Below are 17,013 nucleotides of genomic sequence, written 5' to 3'. Positions count from 1 at the left end.
CAGACAGGTCTCACAGTCAGGGTAGACGCGAACATGAAAGCAGGCCCGGCGGGACAACAAAAAGGCGCGGCTGCCATCGAGTTTGTCGCGGTATTCATGGTGTTTTTCGCGGTGTTCTACGGCCTGGTCAGCTACGCCTTGCCGATGCTCATGCTGCAGTCGTTCAACCAGGCCAGCAGCGAAGCGGTGCGCCGTTGCGTGGCCGTGGACCCGAGCAGCCAGACCTACGAGCTGGACGTGCAGGGGCTGGCTCGCCAGGTGATCGGCCAGCAACTGGCGTGGATGCCCAATGCGCTGGGCTTCAATGTGAATACCGATACCCGGGTTACCGTGGGCACGGACAAGGTGCTGACGGTGGTGATCGACTATCCCCGCGAACGCCTCAATCGCGTGTTGCCGACGCTGTTGCTGCCCGTGATCGGTGACGTGCCCAAGCTGCCCGCGCGGTTGCAGGCCCAGGCGAGCCTGCAACTGTGAGTGGTGGCTTGTTCGACCGCTGGTTCGCCGCGCCGACCCCCGCCCAGGTGCCCGAGGCGACACCCGCCGTGGGCCTGCAACTGTGGCTCGACGACCAGGCGCGGGTGCTGCGCCTGGCCGGCCCGCTGCGCAGCCTGCTGGCATTGCCCGGCCAGGCTGGTGCGCGGGTGCACGACTACCTTGAGCGACACAGCTGGCTGGTGCTCGAAGGCCACCCCGCCGACTGGCAGGGTCAGCCACTGGACCTGGATTTCCATACGGTCATGGGCCACGCCCTGCATACCCGTGGCTGGCTGCAACGTCACGAGCAGGGCTGGATCCTGCAACTGTTCGATATCGGCGACCTGCTCCGCGAACAGCGCTGGGATCGCCAGCGGCCGCTGCTCGGGGAGATCGGCCATGCCCTGCGCGAATGCGGCGCCGAGCGCCTGGCGCAGACGGTGCGCGAGCAGTTGCGCAGCCTCGCCGAGCACTGGCAGGCGGCCGCGCTGCGCCTGGTGCTGCGCGAGCCGGGCGGCTGGCGCCACTTCGCCAGTAGCGACGATGCCTGGCCCTGGCCCGATGACCGTCGGTTGCGGGACAGGCTGGACCAGTGGCCGGCCCAGACCCTGATCGAGGTGCGCGACGACCCTGATCTGCTCGCCCTGTGCGGAGGTGCCTCGCTGTTCGTGGTGCCTTATCGGCAAGGGCTGGAGGCCGAGGCCTGGATGTTGTGCGCCGGGGCGCACCAGGTGCCTGCGGTCGACATGGCCATGGCCCTGGTGCGCAGCTTGACCGAGCCGCTGCTGGTACGGCATCGCCGCCAGCAACTGCAGCACCAGGCCCATCACCTCGACGACCTGCAGCAGCAGTTGGGCGCGGGGTGGTGGGAGTGGCCGGCGCACGGCGACCTGCAGTTGGACCCGGCCCTGGCCGCGACCCTCGGGTTGGCCAGCTGTACCAGCCTGGCGCAATGGCTTGCCCGCTTGCACCCGGCCGACCGCGAGCCGGCGCAGCTGGCCCTGGACCAGGCCCGTGCCGGGCAGGCATTGAGCCTGGGCGTGCGTCTGCTGGACCGTGACCCGCTCGCGGCGCCGCGCTGGTTCCATTGGGCCGGCCAGGGCCGGGGCGGCCAACTGCGCGGTTTCCTGCTCGATATCAGTGCCCTCAAGGCCCAGGAGCAACAGGCCGGCGCGGCCCGGGCGCGGCTGGAGAACCTGATTGCCCGCTCACCCGCGGTGATCTACGTGCAACGCTATGCCGAGGGCGCGCTGCACAGCGATTTCTACAGTGCCAGCCTGGCGCCGTTGCTGGGCTGGGAGGCCGACGGCGAACTCGCCCGTCAGCCGGGCCTGGCGGTGCACCCCGATGACCGGTCGCTGTGGCTGGAGCGCACCCGCAGCCTGCTGCGCGATGGCCTGGTGCGTTGCCGCTATCGCCTGCGTGACCACCTCGGTGGTTACCACTGGATGCTCGACGAGGCCCGACTGCTGCGTGACGACCTCGGCCAGCCGCTGGAAGTGGTCGGCCTGTGGCTGGACGTCAGCGAAGCCACCGAGGCCGCCGAGCGCATGCGCCAGAGCGAGGAGCGCTATCGGGTGCTGGTGGAGGACTCGCCGGCGATGATCTGCCGCTATCGCCCGGACCTCACCGTGCTGTTCGGCAACCGGCCGTTGGCCGATTACCTGGGTTGCACGCCCGAGCAGTTGCAGGGTGCCGACCTGGGCCAATGGTTGTCCGCCGACCAGCGCGATGCATTTCTCCAGCGCCTGCGGGCACTGACGCCCGGGCAACCGGTGAGCAGCGCGGAGATCTGCCTGCAGTTGCCTGGCCGTGAGCATGCCTGGTGGGTCTGGGCCGACCGCGGCCTGTTCGACGGCGAAGGCCGCCTGCTCGAGGTGCAGGCCGTGGGCCGCGACAACACCGAGGTGCGGCGCAGCCAGCAGCAGCTGTTGCAGGGTGCCAAGATGGCCACCCTCGGCGAGTTGGCCACCGGCCTGCTGCACGAGATCAATCAACCGCTCAACGTGATGCGCATGGCGGTGGTCAATGCGCTCAAGCGCTTGGAGAACGGCGCCGCCGATCCGGCCTACCTGGAGGACAAGTTGCGCCGTATCGAGGCGCAGGTAGCGCGCGCTGCCCGGCTGGTCGAGCACATGCGCGTGTATGGCCGGCGTTCGACGGTCGAGTGCGAGCGCTTCGCCGCATGGGGCGCGGTGCAGGGTGCCCGGGGGTTGCTCGAGGAGGGCTTGCGCGGCAAGGGCGTGGCGCTGCACCTCGAGTCGCCCGAGGCGATGCCGCAAGTGCTCGGGCATCAGGACCAGCTGGAGCAGGTGCTGATCAACCTGATGGTCAATGCCCGCGATGCCTTGCTCGAGCAACAGGTGGCGCAGCCGTGGATCCGCGTGCGTCAGGCGCTGCATGGCGAGCGGCTGTGGCTGCTGGTGGAGGACAATGCCGGCGGCATCGATGCGCGGCTGCACGAGCGCATCTTCGAACCCTTCTTCACCACCAAGCCGGCCGGTGTCGGCACTGGCCTGGGGCTATCGGTCAGCCATGGCATCGTCAGCCAGATGGGCGGCGAGCTGACAGTGAGCAACTCGCCCGAGGGTGCGTGCTTCTGCATCGACCTGCCGGTTCACTGCACCAGCTGAGCGTGGCCGCTGGAGCAACTGAGGTTGGCGCCGACCTCGGCGCTGGCCAGGTCGATGCCCAGGACCTTGAGCAAGCCGTTCACCAGTGGATCGAGCAGGGGGCTGAGCAGGTTCCTGATGATCGGCTCGAGGATGTTCTTCACCCCGTCCAGCAGGCCGGCGGTGAGCACCAGCACCTGGCCGAGGCCGCTGTTGGCAGTGGGCCTGTAGGCTTCCAGATGTACACCGGCAAGTGTGCCGGACAGGCTGCCCACCACCTGGGCCTGGTCGCTATCCATGGGCTGGAACATCGGATCCTGGCCGATATTTCGCGGTGCATGGTCGTCGGCGAAGACCAGTGGTTTTTCCGTCGGGCTGCTGCCGAGCAGCTTGGTGTCCACCCGCAGGCCGATGCCGCCGCCGGCATAGGGCACGCGTGTGCCGCAGGAGGGCGGCAGGATCAGCAGGCGGCTGCAGACGTTGGTGCCGATATCGATGACCGGCAAGGCCTGCACTTTCACCAGGTCAGGCCCCTTGCTGAGGAAGTCGGCCGGTGAGTCGAACTTGCCGATCGCGATCCTCGCCGCCGAGCGCTGGGTGAGGGTGGTCAGGCTCTTGGGCGCGCAGCTGTAGTTGTCGGGTGGCGCCGGGCGCAGGCGGCTGGTGCCTTCAGCCACTTCGATGCCGATATCGATATGCACCTGGCTGTCCAGCAGCTTGATGTCGCTGACCTTGCACGGGATGCCCAGGGCGCAGGTCAGCGACTGCACGGTGCCCAGCAGGTTCAGGCTGAGCAGGTTGTTGAGCACGTTGGTCAAGGGCGCCGCCAGGTCCAGCACGGCATTGAGCAAACCGGCGATGCCGGTCAGCAGGGGCAGGTCCAGTGATACCAGCGCGCGGATCTGCGCGGTATGGACGCGCAACTCATCGCTGCGCGGGTCGCCTACGGCGGAGTTCTGCGGGGGCTGGATCACCTTCAGGTATACGCGGCCGTTGATCAGGCCCAGCGAGGTGATAGGGATCTCGGCATTCACCGCTTGTCGATTAGCCGCCAGCTGAATCATCGCCTGGACCAGTTGCAGCACTTGCACGTTCGCGTCCAGGCCAGCCTGGACGGTGCCGGTCTGCAGGTTGAGCAACTGCCCCAGGGTGATCGGCCCTTTCAGGTCCGCGGCGAGTTTGAGCAGATCGCCGGTCACCTCCACGGCGGCGCCGCTTTGCTGCAGAACCTTGACGGCGACGTCCAGCAGCTTGTCGGCAGTGGTCTGGAAGTCGAGCAGTTGCTGGTAATCCCCCAGGTTCAGCTTCAGTTCGGTGGAGAGTGCATCGAGGTAGTTGAGCAGGTTGAGCTGGGTATCGGCGATGCCTTGCCAGCCCAGCACGGTGAGTTGCGTGCTGGCGCCGATGGCCTTCAGCAGGGCGTTGAGAATGGCCGACTGCATCGAACTGACCTGCAGCAGTGTGCTGCGAATGCTCAGCATTGCCTGGGGCGGCCCTGGGCTTGCGGCCACCGCGCTGGCGCGCAGGGTAGTGGTGCGGGCGATGGCACCGCCCTGCACCAGCGCGTAGATACCACCGGCGAAGCTGGTGACCACCACATTGCTGACCTCGACCTTGATCGCCTCGTTGCGCTGATTGTCGGCAGTGAAGGTGCGCAGGTTGTCATTGCCGGTGCGCAGGTAGCCGCAGCTGGCGATCAGCGGGTTGAGCGGCGAATGGCCGTTGCGGGTGGCGGCGGTGCGGGCCAGGGTGGATGCCTGCGGGCCGCTGCCGGTGCAGGCGCCGTCATGCTCGGCGGCTTCCAGCGCGGCCATGTCGGCGATGCGTTGCAGCTTGCGTTGTTCGAGGTAGAGGCGGCCGCTGTCGACGGTCAGGAGCATGAACACCAGGGCCAGGCCCATGGTCAGCGCGGCCATCAGGCCGATCGCGCCGCGTTGGCGCACAACGGAACGGGGAACCACGGGCACTCCTTTGCCGGCCTGGGGCCCGGCAGCGCGGCGGCGGTGCAAGGAGTGTAGTCAAGGTGATGGCAAGTTGCCTTGATCGAAGTGCCCCGCCCCAGCGGCGCATCGCGGGGGCGGGGCAGCGGGTTTGCCCCGCGATCAGGGGCTCAATGTGGCGGATAGTTGCTCAGCACCTGGGTCACGGTCTTCTGGATCGCCGCGTTGCGTTCCTGCGGGCTGGGTGGGTAGTTGTTCATGATCTGCTCGGCGCTGCCACGCCATACCAGCTTGCCGTCACGCCCGTCGAACAGGTCGACCTGGATGGTCGCCACCTTGTAGTCGACGCTGCGGGTCTCGTTGTACATCGGCCCGCCCCAGTAGCCTCCCCAGTAACCACCCCAGGCGCCGCCGTAGTTGGTGGTGATCTGCTGTTGGCGGTCCTCGACGATCAGGTAGGCGCGCACCTTCACATCGGCCCGGGCACTGCCCTGGACCGGGCGCAGGCCACGCTGGTCGAGCTGCCCGGCGACTGCCTGGCGGATGCGCTGCTCGGTCAGGTCGCTCTTGATCCGTGGATCGTCCGGACGGTATTGCAGGGCCGGCTCCTGCCAGGCCCAACTGCGGTAGGCGGCGAAGTCGCGGCTGGCATCGAAGTCCTGCTGCACGTTGTTACTCGAACAGGCCGCCAGCAGCAGGGCGAAGGACAGAAGTACGAGACGGCGCAACATGATGGTTCTCCGTAAAGGGTCAGCTGGGAGGATAGCCGCTCATCGCCTTGCTCACCGACTCGCGCAGGGCGCTTTCGCGTTCACGCGGCGAGTCTTTGTCGCTGCCGCTTTCGGCGCTGGCGCTCCACACCGGCTGGCCGTTGCGGGCATCGAACAGGTCGATGCGCACAACCATCACCTCGACCTGGTAGGTGCGCACGATCGGCACGCTGCCATAGGCGCCATAACCATTGCGGTAGCCGCCGTAGCCGACGCTGCCATAGGGGTAGGGGCCGTAATAGGGATCGTAGTCGTAGTCGCGCACCTGGCGCAGGCGCCGCTCCAGGCGAACATCGGCGCTGACCAGCAGGTCGGCAGGGGCATTGTGGGCCGGGCGCAGGCCGTGCTGGTCGAGGGCGCTGCTGACCGCGTCGGCCAGCTGGCCCGGCGTGGCGTTCGCCAGGCCGCCGGGGGGCTGGCTGTTGCGCCAGCTCCAGCTGCGGTAACGGCCATAGTCGCGCGGTGGCGTGGGGTAGGCGCTGGCGTCGAAAGTGCCGGCGGCCTGGGGCGGTGCCGGTGGCAGCGGCTTGCCGCTGGCGACATAGGGGTTGCTGCCCTGGCAGGCGGCCAGGGCAAGGGGGAGCAGGGCCAGGCAGAACAGACGGTACGGCATGTATCCTCCTGGCGGGCGGGTCAGTGGGGTCGGCAGATCCAGTGCAGGTAACGACCCAAGCCGGCGAAGCTGGGGTGGCGCCGGTGCGCCAGCTCCATCTCCAGCAGGTCGAGTAGCTCGGCCTTGGCCTGGAACTCCTTGGGCATGTAGTCGTGGAACACCCGCACGCCGCTTTCGCTTTCGACCTGCCACATGGGATCAAGTTGCGCCTTGAGCTCGCGTGGATCAAGTGGTTTCTGTGGCGTCAGGCTCTGCTTCTCGCCGGCCAGGCGGTTGTGCCGCAGCTTGCGGAAATGCCCCTTGAGCAGGTTGCGGTAGACCAGCGCGTCGCGGTTGTAGAAGGCCAGCGACAGCCAGCCGCCCGGCGCGGTCAGCTGGTGCAGCACCGGCAGGATGCTTTCGGGTTCGGCCAGCCATTCGAGCACCGCGTGGCACAGCACCAGGTCGTAGGGCTCGGTGAGCTGGCCAAGCAGGTCCTGCCAGGGGGCCTGGATGAACGTTGCCTGTTGGCCTGCCTCGGCGAAGCGCGCACGGGCGCCATCGAGCATCGGCGCGGCGGGCTCGGCGAGGGTCAACTGGTGGCCGCGCTGGGCCAGCCACAGGGCCATGTGGCCCAGGCCGGCGCCGATGTCGAGCACCCGCAACGGGCGGTCGGGCAACGTTTCGGCCAGGTCGGCCTGGAGCACCGCCAGGCGGATCGCCCCCTTGGCGCCGCCATAGATCTTCTCGGCGAAGCGGCTGGCCAGTTCATCGAAATGACGGTCGTTCATTTGGCGAAGCGCCTTTCGCTGTCGGCGAGTTTGGCCCGCACCACCTCGTTCATGTCCAGGCCAAGCTCGCTGCACAACAGCAGCAGGTAGAGGACGATATCGCCCACTTCCTGGCCGGCGTGGGCAAGCTGGTCGGCAGGCAGCTGGCGGGACTGGTCTTCGCTCAGCCACTGGAAGATCTCCACCAGCTCGGCCATTTCGACGCTGGCGGCCATGGCCAGGTTCTTCGGGCTGTGGAAACCCCTCCAGTCGTTGGTGTCGCGGATGCGGTGCAGGCGTTCGGTCAGTTCTTGCAGGTTCATCGGGGTCTCCTCGTGGCGCATAGCTTCCGGCGAGGTTCCTTGCAAAGCAAGCCCGATCAGCGTGCGCGCCAGCTGCCAACCATGTGCACCAGCCCCCCGTGGCCATCCAGGCGCAGCTCGCCGGCCGGCCCTGCCGCGCTGGCGCTCAGCACTACCTCCGACGGCAAGCGCACCGGCTTGTGGAAGTCCACCGCGAATTCATATCCGGCTTTCGGCAGGTGACCCTGCAGCGCCGCCAGCGCCATGGCCTTGCTCCACATGCCATGGGCGATGGCCTTGGGGAAACCGAACAGACGTGCGCTGAGGCTGCTCAGGTGGATCGGGTTGTAGTCGCCGCAGACCTTGGCATAGCGCCGGCCGATGTCGCTATCGGCGTACCAGCGGGTGGTCTCGGGCAGTGCGGCGGGTGCTTCTGTGGTGGCGGTGGTGGCCTGTTGCTCTAGCTTGAGACCGCGTACCAGCATGCGGCTGGTCTCGCGCCAGAGCAGCCCGAGCCCGTCCTCCGCTTCGGTCACCAGGTCGAAAGTGCCGCCCTTTTCGTGAGGCTGCAGGTTGTCGGCGTACACCACGAAGTGCAGCCCATCGATGCCGCCCAGCGGGCGCAGCACCTGCAGGCTGTTGTGCAGGTGCACCAGCCCGAGCAGGGGGAAGGGGAAGTCGTCGCCGGTAAGCAACTGCAATTGCAGGCTGAAGGCCATGACGTGTGGGTAGGTGCCGGGCAGGCGGCCGTCATCGGCGAAGTGGCAGAGCCGACGATAGGCCGCCAGGTTGGTGCCGTCGACCCGCAGGTAGCAGCGCAGGCCTGTCTCCGGCAACTGGCTGCCACGGATCTTGCGTTTGCCCAGGGCGCGCCGGTAGAGGCTCAGACGTGAGTCGGGGCTGTGCAGATCGTGCCAGGGTCGGGTCATGGTCAGGCTCCCATCAAGGCCTGGCCACAGACCCGCAGGGCCTGGCCGTTGACCGCGCCGGAGCCCGGCTGGCTGAGCCAGGCGATGGCTTCGGCGACATCTTGCGGCAAGCCACCCTGGCCGAGCGAGCTCAGGCGTCGGCCAGCCTCGCGCAGGCCCATGGGCATGGCCGCGGTCATGTGCGTTTCGATAAAGCCCGGCGCCACGGCGTTGATACTGGCGCCCTGTTCGGCCAGGCGCGGCGCCCAGGTCTGGGCGAAACCGATCAGCCCAGCCTTGCTGGCCGCATAGTTGGACTGGCCGCGGTTGCCGGCGATGCCGCTGACCGAGGCGAGCAGGGTGATGCGCGCGTCGCGGTGCAGCTTGCCACCCTCGAACAGCGCCTGGGTCAGCACCTGCGGGGCCTTGAGGTTGATGGCCAGCACCGCGTCCCAGTATTCCGGGGTCATGTTGGCAAGGGTCTTGTCGCGGGTGATGCCGGCGTTGTGCACCACGATGTCCAGGCCTTGCGGCAGGGCATCGAGCAACTGCGCGGCGGCATCGGCGGCGCAAATGTCCAGGGCCAGGGCACGGCCACCCAGGCGCGCGGCGAGGGCGTCGAGGTCGCGCTGCGCCTGGGGCACGTCGAGCAAAGTCACTTCGGCGCCATCGCGGGCCAGGGTTTCGGCGATGGCAGCGCCGATACCGCGCGCGGCACCGGTGACCAGGGCGTGACGGCCGGCCAGCGGGCGGGTCCAGTCTTCGACCTGGGCGGCGCACGCCGACAGGCGCAGGACCTGCCCGGAAACGAAGGCGCTCTTGGGCGAGAGGAAGAAGCGCAGCGCGCCTTCGAGCTGGTCTTCGGCGCCGTCACCGACATACAAGAGGTTTGCCGTGGCGCCATTGCGCAACTCCTTGGCCAGCGAACGGCTGAAACCCTCCAGGGCGCGTTGGGCGACACTGGCTTGCGCATCGTCCAGGCTTTCCGGGGCGCGCCCCAGAATCATCACATGGGCACTGGGGGCCAGGCTGCGCAGCAAGGGCTGGAAGAATTCGCGCAACTGCTTGAGCGCATCGCTGTCGGACAAGTGACTGGCATCGAACACCACGGCTTTGAGTTTCGGCCCCAGGCCCGCGACCCAGGCGGGGGCGTCGAGCGCTTCGGCGTCGAAGCCATAGCAATCGGCGGTCAGGCGTGGGGCGATTGCCGCCACCTGGCTGGCCAGCGGGCCGCCACCGAGCACCAGCGCGCCCTCGATGGGGCGCAGGCGCCCGGCCTGCCAGCGCTCCAGCGGCACCGGGCGCGGCATGCCGAGGGCATCGACCAGTTTGCGGCCAAGGGTGGAGTTGGCAAAGCCCAGATAGCGGTCGCTCATGTACGGTTCTCCCTGAAGGCAAGCATGCAAGTGTGGACCAACTTTGTGGCAGGGTCGTTCGAATAGCCGAAAAGAACCTAGTCTTAAGGCTCAAATTGTTTCAGGAGGAACAGGCATGCAGTCAATTCGCCGGGTCGCGATCCTGGGGGGCAACCGGATTCCCTTCGCCCGCTCCAATGGCGCCTACGCCAAGGCCAGCAACCAGGCGATGCTCACCGCCGCCCTCGAAGGCCTGGTGGAGCGCTACCGCCTGCATGGGCTGCGCCTGGGCGAGGTCGCGGCGGGGGCGGTGCTCAAGCACTCGCGTGACATGAACCTGACCCGCGAGTGCGTGCTCGGCTCGCGCTTGTCGCCGCAGACGCCGGCCTACGATATCCAGCAGGCCTGCGGCACCGGGCTGGAGGCGGCGTTGCTGGTGGCCAACAAGATCGCCCTGGGGCAGATCGACAGTGGCATCGCTGGCGGCGTCGACACTACCTCGGACGCCCCCATCGCCGTGAGCGAAGGGCTGCGCCAGATCCTGCTGCAGGCCAACCGTGGCAAGAGCCTTGGCGAGCGTCTCAAGCCTTTCCTCAAGTTGCGTCCGGGCCTGCTCAAACCCGAGCTGCCGCGCAACGGCGAGCCGCGCACGGGGCTGTCGATGGGCGAGCATTGCGAGCGTATGGCGCAAACCTGGCAGATCGAGCGTGGTGACCAGGATGCGCTGGCGCTGCTCAGCCACCAGCACCTGGCGGCGTCCTATCGCGAGGGGTGGCACGACGACCTGCTCACGCCTTACCTGGGCCTGACCCGCGACAACAACCTGCGCACCGACCTCACCCTGGAACAGCTGGCCAAGCTCAAGCCGGTGTTCGAGCGCAGCGGCCTAGGCACGCTCACGCCGGGCAACTCCACGCCGCTGACCGATGGCGCCTCGCTGGTGCTGCTCGGCAGCGAGGCCTGGGCTGAGGAACATGGCCTCAAGGTGCAGGCCTACTTGGTCGACGGCGAGGCGGCGGCGGTGGATTTCGTCCATGGCCAGGAGGGCCTGCTGATGGCGCCGGTGTACGCGGTGCCACGGCTGCTGGCACGCAACGGCCTGACCTTGCAGGACTTCGATTTCTACGAAATCCACGAAGCCTTTGCCGCCCAGGTGCTGTGCACTCTCAAGGCCTGGGAAGATGCCGACTACTGCCGCACACGGCTGGGGCTCGATGCGCCGCTCGGTGCGATTGACCGTACCAGGTTGAACGTGAAGGGCAGTTCGCTGGCTGCAGGGCACCCGTTCGCCGCGACGGGCGGGCGGATTCTGGCGAACATGGCCAAGCTGCTCAGCGAGCGGGGCAAGGGGCGCGGCCTGATCTCCATCTGCGCGGCGGGCGGACAGGGGGTGACGGCGATCATCGAGCGATAGGTTCGGCGTTGACTGCGATGGCTGATACCCTTATCCGTCCCGAGACACCAGGCCCCATCATGTCGACTATCGGCCCGCGCCCCATCCCCACTCTGGACCACTTGCCCAGGCCGCTCTACGCCCGCGCCGAGAGCCTCGGCGCCGGCTCCTGGACCACCCGCCACCGCCACGACTGGGTGCAGTTCTCCTACGCCATCAGCGGGGTGCTTGGCGTGTACACCAGCGACGGCAGCTACTTCGCCCCACCGCAATGGGGCGTGTGGATCCCGGCCGGTACCGAGCACGAGGTGGTGACCTCGATGCGGGCCGAGATGCGCAGCCTGTATGTACGCAGCGATGCCTGCCCATGGTCGCCCAGCGAATGCCGGGTGCTGGAGGTCACGCCGCTGGCGCGCGAGCTGATCAAGCAGTTCTGCACCTTCGTGGTGGCCTATCCGGAAGGCGACAGTGCCGAGGCGCGGCTGGTGGCGGTGTTGCTGGACCAGCTGCGCACCCTGCCGCAGGTGGGCTTCTCGCTGCCATTGCCGCGCCATCCGGGTTTGCTGGCGCTGTGCAACGGGCTGATCGCCGCGCCCGACCAGGTGCAGACCTTGCAGCAGTGGGCCGTGCAACTGGGGGTGTCGGAAAAGACCCTGATGCGCCTGTTCCAGCGCGAGACGGGGCTGAGCTTTCGCAACTGGCGCCAGCGCATGCGCCTGTTGACGTCGCTGGCGCTGCTGGAGGCGGGGGAGAGCGTCACCCAGGCGGCGCTGGGCTGCGGTTATGACTCGACCTCGGCCTACATTGCCGCGTTCAAGCAGTTGTTCGGGGCGACGCCGGGGGAGCTTCGCCTGTAGTCGGTAGAAGGCCGGTCGGTGGGCAACCGCGCATCTACAAGAGCGCGCGTGCCCACCGACGGCGACTCAGGTCCTGAACCTGCGCACCAGCGCATCCAGCTCGTTGGACAACCCGGCCAGGCTCTCGGAGTCCTGGCGCGCCGCCTGGGCCAGTTCCGCCACCAGTTGCGCATCGCCATGGATCTGGCTGATGTGGCGGTTGATGTCCTCGGCCACCTGGTGCTGCTCTTCGGCGGCGGTGGCGATCTGGGTGTTCATGTCGCGGATGACATCCACCGATTCGCGGATCTGGCCGAAGCTGTCGCGGGCCAGGCCGATACGGCTGACCGACTGCTGCGACACCTCGATGCTGGCGTGCATCTGCTCGGCCACCTGGGCCGTGCGGCTGGCCAGGTTGCCCAGCAGGCCGTCGATCTCGGCGGTGGAGTCGGCAGTGCGCTTGGCCAGGGCGCGGACTTCGTCGGCGACCACGGCAAAGCCGCGGCCCTGCTCACCGGCGCGTGCGGCCTCGATGGCGGCGTTGAGCGCCAGCAGGTTGGTCTGTTCGGCTATCGAGCGGATGGTGCCGAGGATCGACTGGATGGCATTGCTGTCGCGTTCCAGCTGCTGGATCGACTGCGCCGACTGCTCGATTTCCTGGCTCAGGCGATCGACGCTCTGCACCGCCGCGTCGATCTGCTGCTGCCCTTCGCGGGCCTGCTGCTGGCCGCTGTCGGCCGATTGCGCGGCCTGGCTGCAGGAACGGGCCACTTCGTTGGCGGTGGCGACCATCTCATGGAAGGCGGTGGACACCATGTCCACCGCCTCGCGCTGGCGCCCGGCGGCTTCGGCCATGTCGCCGGAGACGCGTGTCGAGCTGTTGGAGGTGCTGAGGATCTTGCTTGCCGCACCACCGATGTGCTGGATCAGGCTGCGGATGGCGCCGAGGAACTGGTTGAACCAGCTGGCCAGCTGGGCGGTTTCGTCGCGGCCGCGGATCTCCAGGTTGCGGGTCAGGTCGCCTTCGCCCTGGGCGATGTCCTCCAGGCCGCTGGTGACACTGTTGATCGGGCGCACGATGAGCTTGGCGAACGCCGCGCCCACTACCGCGAACACGGCGGCCAGGATCAACGCGACGCCGCCGATCAGCCATGTCAGGCGCGTGGTGGTCTGCATCACCTCGTCTTGCTGGATCAGGCCGATGAAGGTCCAGCCCAGTTTCTCGTCGGGGTAGACGTTGGCCATGTAGCGCTCGCCGTTCAACTGCACTTCGGCCAGGCCCTTGCCGGCCTTGGCCAGCTCGGCGTAGCCGTCGCCCAGGCTGGCGAGCTGCTTGAAATTGTGGCTGGCGTCGCGCGGGTCGACCATCACGTTGCCGTTGTTTTCCATGAGGATCAGGTAGCCGCTCTCGCCCAGCTTGATCTGCTTGACGATCTCGGTCAGGCCCTTGAGCGACACATCGATATTGACCACGCCGCCCGGGTTGCCCAGCGTGTTGGCCACGGCGCGCACGGTGCTGACCAGCACGGCGTCGTCGCCGGCCCAGTAGTAGGGCGCGGTGCGCAGGGTCTTGCCGGGGTTGGCCATGGCCGCTTGGTACCAGGGGCGGGTGCGCGGGTCGTAGTTGGCCATTTTCGGATCGCCCGGCCAGAACGCGTAGCCGCCGTCCTTCAGGCCGTAGGACACATAGGCGTAGTCCGGGTGACTCTGGGCCAGGCGGCTGAACAGGTCGAACAGCGCCTTGTCCTGCTCGCCGGGGGCGATGTTGGCGGCATCGGCGCTGATGTGCTTCTTGACGTTGTCAGCCGTGGCCGCCACCAGGGGTTGCGCGGCCAGGTAGTCGACGTTCTGGGTGATGCCCTGGAAGAAGATGTCCATGGCGTTGCCGACCTGGCGAATCTCCCGGCTGCTGTTGTCGAGGAAATCGTCGCGGGCTTCGCCGCGCAGGTTGAGCACCACCAGGGTGGCGACCAGGACAATGGGCAGGCCGGCGATGATGGCGAAGGCCCAGGTGAGTTTCTGTTTGATGTTCATCCACGCTCCCAGAGTTGTTCTTGTCGTTGCACGAGGCTGTAACAGTGCATCGGCAAAGCCTGGGCTTTATGTAGGCGAACGCCCGTATTTATTGGGTGAAAAGGCTTTTTAAGGGGATATCGGTCGGGTCTGGCTAATATGGCATACCAAAAGGTGTCCGCAGGAGCTCCCGCTCCCGCAGACGTCGCCCTCAGTGACAGCAGCCGCTGCCATTGGCCAGGTCCTTGAGGATCGGGCAGTCCGGGCGGTCATCGCCCTGGCAGTGGGCCACCAGCTCACCGAGGGTGTCGCGCAGGCTCACCAACTCCTCGATGCGCTGGTTCAGCGCGTCGATATGCTGCATGGCCAGGGCCTTCACGTCGGCGCTGGCGCGCTGGCGGTCCTGCCACAGGGTCAGCAGCTTGGCGACTTCGTCCAGGGAGAAGCCCAGGTCCCGCGAGCGTTTGATGAACGCAAGGCTGTGCAGGTCTTCCTGCTGGTACAGGCGATAGCCGCTTTCGCTGCGCGTGGCGGGGCGCAACAGGCCGATGGACTCGTAGTAGCGGATCATCTTGGCGCTGAGCCCGCTGCGGCGGGCGGCCTGGCCGATGTTCATGGCGCCTCCTGGTCGATGGCGGTGGGTTTCCAGGTTTTCAGCCACAGGGCGTTGCTGACCACGCTGACGCTGGACAGGGCCATGGCGGCGCCGGCCAGTACCGGGTTGAGGTAACCGAGGGCGGCCAGGGGGATGCCGACCAAGTTGTAGATGAAGGCCCAGAACAGGTTCTGGCGGATCTTCGCATAGGTCTTGCGGCTGATGTCCAATGCCGCGGGCACCAGGCGCGGATCGCCGCGCATCAGGGTGATGCCGGCGGCCTGCATGGCCACGTCGGTGCCGCCGCCCATGGCGATGCCGATATCGGCTGCGGCCAGTGCAGGAGCGTCGTTGATGCCGTCGCCGACCATGGCCACCACGCCTTCCTGCTTGAGCGCGGCGACTGTAGCCGCCTTGTCCGCTGGCAGCACTTCGGCATGCACGTCATCGATGCCAAGGGCGTCGGCCACCACCTTGGCGCTGCCACGGTTGTCGCCTGTCAGCAGGTGGCTGCTGATGCCACGTGCATGCAGCGCGTCGATGGCCGCGCCGGCGCCGGGCTTGAGGCTGTCGCCGAAGGCGAACAGGCCGAGCACGCGTGGCTGCTGGCCACGCTCGATCAACCAGGACAGCGTGCGGCCCTCGGCTTCCCAGGCCTGCGCACTGTTGGCCAGGTCGCCCGGCGGCAGGCTGTTTTCATCGAGCAGGCGACGGTTGCCCAGGGCCAGTTCACGGCCATCCACCTGGCCGGCGATGCCGCGACCGGTGAGGGACTGGCTGTCAGCCACCTGCGGCACGTGCAGGCCTTGTTCGGCGCAGGCGTCGAGTACCGCCTTGGCCAATGGGTGCTCGCTGCCGCGTTGCAGGGCACCGGCCAGGCGCAGCAACTCGCCGTTGTCGCCGCTGCTGGCCCGGCTGTGGACGATGCGCGGGCTGCCCGAGGTGAGCGTGCCGGTCTTGTCGAACACCACGCTGTTCACCGCATGGGCACGCTCCAGTGCTTCGGCGTCCTTGATCAGGATGCCGTGGCGGGCGGCGACGCCGGTGCCGGCCATGATCGCGGCGGGCGTGGCCAGGCCGAGGGCGCATGGGCAGGCGATCACCAGCACGGCGACAGCATTGATCAGGGCGGTTTCCAGCGGCGCGCCGGCCAGCCACCAGCCGACCAGGGTGATCAGCGCCAGCACCAGTACTGCCGGTACGAACACCTGGCTGACCCGGTCGACCAGCTTCTGGATGGGCGCCTTAGCCGCCTGGGCGTCCTCGACCAGGCGGATGATGCGCGCGAGCACGGTCTCGGTGCCCAGGGCCAGGGTTTTTACCAGCAGCCGGCCTTCGCCGTTGATGGCCCCACCGGTTACCGAGTCGCCAGGCGCCTTGGGCACGGGCAGGCTTTCGCCGCTGATCAACGCCTCATCGGCATGGCTGCTGCCTTCGAGCACTTCACCATCGACCGGGAAGCGCTCGCCGGGTTTGACCAGCACCCGGTCGCCCAGGCGCAACTGACTGATCGCCACCTCTTCCTCGCGCCCTTCGATGATCCGCACCGCCCGTTCCGGGCGCAGCGCTTCCAGCGCCCGGATGGCGCTGGCTGTCTGGCGCTTGGCGCGGCTTTCCAGGTACTTGCCCAGCAGCACCAGGGCGATGACCACCGCCGAGGCTTCGAAATACAGGTGCGGCTCCATGCCGTCGTGGGCGTTGGCCCATTGGTACAGGCTCAGGCCGTAGCCGGCGCTGGTGCCCAGGGCGACCAGCAGGTCCATGTTGCCGGCACCGGCGCGCACGGCCTTCCAGGCGGCGACATAGAAGCGCGCGCCGAGGATGAACTGCACCGGCGTGGCCAGCAGGAACTGCGCCCAGGCCGGCAGCATCCAGTGCACACCGAAGGGTTGCGCCAGCATCGGCAATACCAATGGCAGGGCCAGCAGCAGCGCGGCGCCGACCGCCAGGCGTTCGTTGCGCAGGCGGCGTTGGGCTTGGGCCTGGTCATCGTCGGCGGTGCGCGGCAGGCTGGCGCTGTAGCCGGCCTTTTCCACCGCGGCGATCAACACGCCGTCATCGACGGCCTGCAAAACTTCGAGGTGGGCGCGTTCGCTGGCCAGGTTGACGCTGACCTGCTCGACCCCCGGCAGCTTGCCGAGGGCGCGTTCGACACGGCCGGCGCAGCTGGCGCAGGTCATGCCGCCGATCTGCAGTTCGAGGGTGCGGGTGGGAACGCTGTAACCGGCGTCGCGCACCGCGCCGACCAATGCCGGCAGGCTGTCGGCCGGCGCCTGGACCCGGGCCTGCTCGGTGGCCAGGTTGACGCTGACATGTTCGGTGCCGGTGACCTTGCGCAGGGCGCGTTCGACCCGACCTGCGCAACTGGCGCAGGTCATGCCGCTGATCGGCAGGTCGAAGGTGGTGGATGCGGGCATGGCTCTCTCCTCCGTGGATAGGCCTTCAGCATC

The 17,013-nt window shown here is 67.7% G+C and carries 14 protein-coding genes and 1 pseudogene; 4 read left to right on the top strand and 11 right to left on the bottom strand.

Annotated elements, in window-relative coordinates; all coding sequences use genetic code 11:
* The first annotated feature begins 33 nt into the window (after window positions 1-33).
* Both KHO27_RS18430 and KHO27_RS18425 read left to right on the top strand, forming a co-directional pair.
* Window positions 34-477 (top strand): TadE family protein, encoded by a 444-nt coding sequence (locus KHO27_RS18430; RefSeq protein ID WP_023632045.1) that lies wholly within the window; start codon window positions 34-36, stop codon window positions 475-477.
* Complete coding sequence (locus tag KHO27_RS18425; protein ID WP_250888378.1) at window positions 474-3,110, top strand: PAS domain-containing sensor histidine kinase; 2,637 nt, start codon at window positions 474-476, stop codon at window positions 3,108-3,110. Before KHO27_RS18430 ends, KHO27_RS18425 begins: the two co-directional genes overlap by 4 nt.
* On the opposite strand, the gene KHO27_RS18420 is transcribed toward KHO27_RS18425, so the two are convergent.
* The 7 genes from KHO27_RS18420 to KHO27_RS18390 all read right to left on the bottom strand — a co-directional run bounded on the left by KHO27_RS18420 (window position 3,095) and on the right by KHO27_RS18390 (window position 9,747).
* Window positions 3,095-5,050 (bottom strand): pilus assembly protein TadG-related protein, encoded by a 1,956-nt coding sequence (locus KHO27_RS18420; protein WP_250888377.1) that lies wholly within the window; start codon window positions 5,048-5,050, stop codon window positions 3,095-3,097. The two genes, KHO27_RS18425 and KHO27_RS18420, sit on opposite strands and share 16 nt — an antisense overlap.
* A 149-nt stretch (window positions 5,051-5,199) precedes the next feature.
* Window positions 5,200-5,760 (bottom strand): DUF4136 domain-containing protein, encoded by a 561-nt coding sequence (locus tag KHO27_RS18415; RefSeq protein WP_023630953.1) that lies wholly within the window; start codon window positions 5,758-5,760, stop codon window positions 5,200-5,202.
* 19 nt (window positions 5,761-5,779) lie between these two features.
* Window positions 5,780-6,412, bottom strand: coding sequence for a DUF4136 domain-containing protein (locus tag KHO27_RS18410; protein WP_110703760.1), 633 nt, complete (start codon window positions 6,410-6,412; stop codon window positions 5,780-5,782).
* A gap of 20 nt (window positions 6,413-6,432) precedes the next feature.
* Complete coding sequence (locus KHO27_RS18405; RefSeq protein WP_046854140.1) at window positions 6,433-7,182, bottom strand: methyltransferase; 750 nt, start codon at window positions 7,180-7,182, stop codon at window positions 6,433-6,435.
* On the bottom strand, window positions 7,179-7,484 hold the full coding sequence (locus KHO27_RS18400) for a MazG-like family protein (RefSeq protein ID WP_046857688.1): 306 nt from the start codon (window positions 7,482-7,484) through the stop codon (window positions 7,179-7,181). Before KHO27_RS18400 ends, KHO27_RS18405 begins: the two co-directional genes overlap by 4 nt.
* Before the next feature lie 56 nt (window positions 7,485-7,540).
* Window positions 7,541-8,392, bottom strand: coding sequence for a MaoC family dehydratase (locus tag KHO27_RS18395; protein ID WP_111533367.1), 852 nt, complete (start codon window positions 8,390-8,392; stop codon window positions 7,541-7,543).
* Between the two features lie 2 nt (window positions 8,393-8,394).
* Window positions 8,395-9,747, bottom strand: coding sequence for a 3-oxoacyl-ACP reductase (locus KHO27_RS18390; RefSeq protein ID WP_214500604.1), 1,353 nt, complete (start codon window positions 9,745-9,747; stop codon window positions 8,395-8,397).
* A gap of 115 nt (window positions 9,748-9,862) precedes the next feature.
* Between KHO27_RS18390 and KHO27_RS18385 the strand changes: the two genes are divergently transcribed.
* Together KHO27_RS18385 and KHO27_RS18380 are read left to right on the top strand one after the other, a co-directional pair.
* Entirely contained in the window at window positions 9,863-11,140 is a 1,278-nt protein-coding gene (locus KHO27_RS18385) for an acetyl-CoA C-acetyltransferase (RefSeq protein WP_110703765.1), read from the top strand.
* A gap of 59 nt (window positions 11,141-11,199) precedes the next feature.
* On the top strand, window positions 11,200-11,976 hold the full coding sequence (locus KHO27_RS18380) for an AraC family transcriptional regulator (RefSeq protein WP_110703766.1): 777 nt from the start codon (window positions 11,200-11,202) through the stop codon (window positions 11,974-11,976).
* A 66-nt stretch (window positions 11,977-12,042) separates the two neighbouring features.
* Here the strand turns inward: KHO27_RS18380 and KHO27_RS26595 are convergent, their stop codons facing one another.
* The 4 genes and pseudogenes from KHO27_RS26595 to KHO27_RS18365 all read right to left on the bottom strand — a co-directional run bounded on the left by KHO27_RS26595 (window position 12,043) and on the right by KHO27_RS18365 (window position 16,980).
* A complete protein-coding gene (locus tag KHO27_RS26595; RefSeq protein WP_371918152.1) occupies window positions 12,043-12,771 on the bottom strand; it encodes a methyl-accepting chemotaxis protein in 729 nt (242 codons plus the stop codon).
* 129 nt (window positions 12,772-12,900) lie between these two features.
* Window positions 12,901-13,833 (bottom strand): annotated as a pseudogene (locus KHO27_RS26590) (HAMP domain-containing protein); the annotation flags it as partial.
* Between the two features lie 346 nt (window positions 13,834-14,179).
* Entirely contained in the window at window positions 14,180-14,584 is a 405-nt protein-coding gene (gene cueR / locus KHO27_RS18370; protein WP_023631307.1) for a Cu(I)-responsive transcriptional regulator, read from the bottom strand.
* On the bottom strand, window positions 14,581-16,980 hold the full coding sequence (locus tag KHO27_RS18365; RefSeq protein ID WP_214500602.1) for a heavy metal translocating P-type ATPase: 2,400 nt from the start codon (window positions 16,978-16,980) through the stop codon (window positions 14,581-14,583). The genes cueR and KHO27_RS18365 overlap by 4 nt, the downstream gene beginning before the upstream one ends.
* Window positions 16,981-17,013 lie beyond the last annotated feature (33 nt).

Source organism: Pseudomonas sp. RC3H12 (assembly GCF_018596375.1).
Taxonomy (GTDB): Bacteria; Pseudomonadota; Gammaproteobacteria; order Pseudomonadales; family Pseudomonadaceae; genus Aquipseudomonas.
Note: the sequence above shows the minus strand (reverse complement) of the source record. Positions and strands in the feature narration are given on the sequence as shown.